Annotated in this window: 3 protein-coding genes; 2 read left to right on the forward strand and 1 reads right to left on the reverse strand. The window is 59.0% G+C overall.

What is annotated here, in order from left to right; genetic code table 11:
- Window positions 1-408: 408 nt before the first annotated feature.
- Entirely contained in the window at window positions 409-768 is a 360-nt protein-coding gene (locus GWC77_RS27595) for a hypothetical protein (RefSeq protein ID WP_173262620.1), read from the forward strand.
- Window positions 738-899 carry a transposase domain-containing protein gene (locus tag GWC77_RS30425; RefSeq protein WP_173262622.1) on the forward strand — a complete coding sequence of 54 codons (162 nt, stop codon included), beginning with the start codon at window positions 738-740 and terminating at the stop codon, window positions 897-899. The genes GWC77_RS27595 and GWC77_RS30425 overlap by 31 nt, the downstream gene beginning before the upstream one ends.
- 17 nt (window positions 900-916) lie before the next feature.
- Here GWC77_RS30425 and GWC77_RS27605 read toward each other — a convergent pair whose 3' ends face one another.
- Window positions 917-1621 (reverse strand): transposase, encoded by a 705-nt coding sequence (locus tag GWC77_RS27605; protein ID WP_173262625.1) that lies wholly within the window; start codon window positions 1619-1621, stop codon window positions 917-919.
- Window positions 1622-1746: the final 125 nt, after the last annotated feature.

Genomic DNA, 1746 nt, shown 5'->3' on the forward strand with positions numbered 1-1746 from the left:
TTGCCGCATTCTGCCGCCACCAGCCATACCTCAGCTTGTCGATTCAGAGCGCCTCAAGGGTTCGCTGCGCCGGGCTTACGCCCGCCCTTGACCCGCTAACATCACCCACTCGGAATTCAAAAGAGGCCAAAATGTCTCATCTTTACTTCCCGCGCAGGCCCAATTCATTGATTTATATGGGAAATTGATTGCCGCGGATACGGCAAATCATTCAAATTCCAGTAAAGTCTTAATTTTACTTCGCAGATTGTCCCAACTTCACTTCGTGGGACGACCGGGTCGAACGTCATGTTCAACTGGTGCGATATCGGTCGCAACGACTGCGGGTCTGCGGGAACGACGTTTGGTGGCTTGTGCATTGCGCTTCTCCCGGACGATGGTGGAATCGTCCGATGAGTTTCCGCGCAAATGTCGATCGAGAAGAAGTTGGTGCAGATTGCACAAGGCCGTTACGTTGACGCGGGGTTCACCGAGAATCAGAGCGGAACACACGGCGGCATCCAACATCCATCCGGCAATGACTCGAACCTCACCGTCGCCCGCGTCAACATGGACTACCCGACCTCCGCCGCGCTGCTCAACATCTCGAACCTTGACGCGACGACGATACAGCGGATGCCAACGATAGTGGACTTCGACTTCTTGCCCAATATGGGCAGAATGAACGGGAACTGGCTATCGGGAGGGCCAACTGGCTCTTCGCAGGTTCGGAGCGTGGCGCCCGGGCGGCCGCCACGATGTATTCGCTGCTTGGAACCGCCCGTCTGAACGGCATCGAACCCTACGGGCGGTTGAAAGACACACTCGATAAACTACCGGCTTGGCCTCCTTCCCGTGTCAACGAATTACTGCCGCTGGCACGGCCGGCGGCTTCGCTGTCTGCCTCATCGCCTTCATGAATATCTCTCTGGACGACCTACGGCAAGCTCACAGCGCCGAACTGTATCGCCTCTATCTGACGATCGGCAGGATGCTCGAAGACCCGCAGCGCGTATTGCAAGTGCGTCAGCGTCTGCATCTGGGAATGAACGTCGCCTACGTCGCCGATGATCCGTTCGGTCCTCTGTGTCAGGGGCGTGTGATCGAATTGCGCACAACGCAGGCAGTCGTTCAAGACCATGCAACGGGGCGACGCTGGGCCATCCTGTATGCGGCCAGGGTCGAAGAACAGACGCGCATCCAAATCAGGACAGCTTCGGCCCAACCGCATCAGATAGGTCACGCGCCAAGCCACCACGAGGAACAGCGCCAACGCGCGCTCGAGGCGCTCAATCGTACCCAACTGCAGTTCTTCGACCTGACAGCCGTTCTTCAGAACGTTGAACAGGATTTCGATTTCCCATCTGGCCCGATACCACTCGATCGATTCGGTCGCTTCATCCAGCGTGCTCGCTGTCCGGATAGTCAGCAGGCGCCATTCGATCGGCGCCACACCGGTTGGTGCGTCGAACTCGCGCGCGACCAGGCACGTTACAGCGACGCTTTTGCCCTTGCTCGCGGGCAACTGCACGCGCAGCAGCCACAGGCGCTGGCGCACCGTGCGCGCTTTCACACCTTGGCGCGCGGCCATCGGGAAGGCGATTTCGCCCACCGCTTCGTCGTGCGTGGCACGCTCCCACAACGTAATCGGTAATTGACCGACGTCGTTGCGATCTCAGGCGATCTGATGCAGTGGCGAGCGCAGCGGGTTGTCGGCGAAGAGCGATTTCCAGATTCGCGGCGTGAGTTCGTGCACGCGCGAAGCCG

The organism is Paraburkholderia sp. NMBU_R16 (assembly GCF_013282575.1).
Lineage (GTDB): Bacteria > Pseudomonadota > Gammaproteobacteria > Burkholderiales > Burkholderiaceae > Trinickia.

Bases quoted from the DNA above. Each gene is read 5' to 3' on its own strand.
- GWC77_RS27595 (WP_173262620.1), top strand. From the start codon at position 409: ATGTCGATCGAGAAGAAGTTGGTGCAGATTGCACAAGGCCGTTACGTT.
- GWC77_RS30425 (WP_173262622.1), top strand. From the start codon at position 738: ATGTATTCGCTGCTTGGAACCGCCCGTCTGAACGGCATCGAACCCTAC.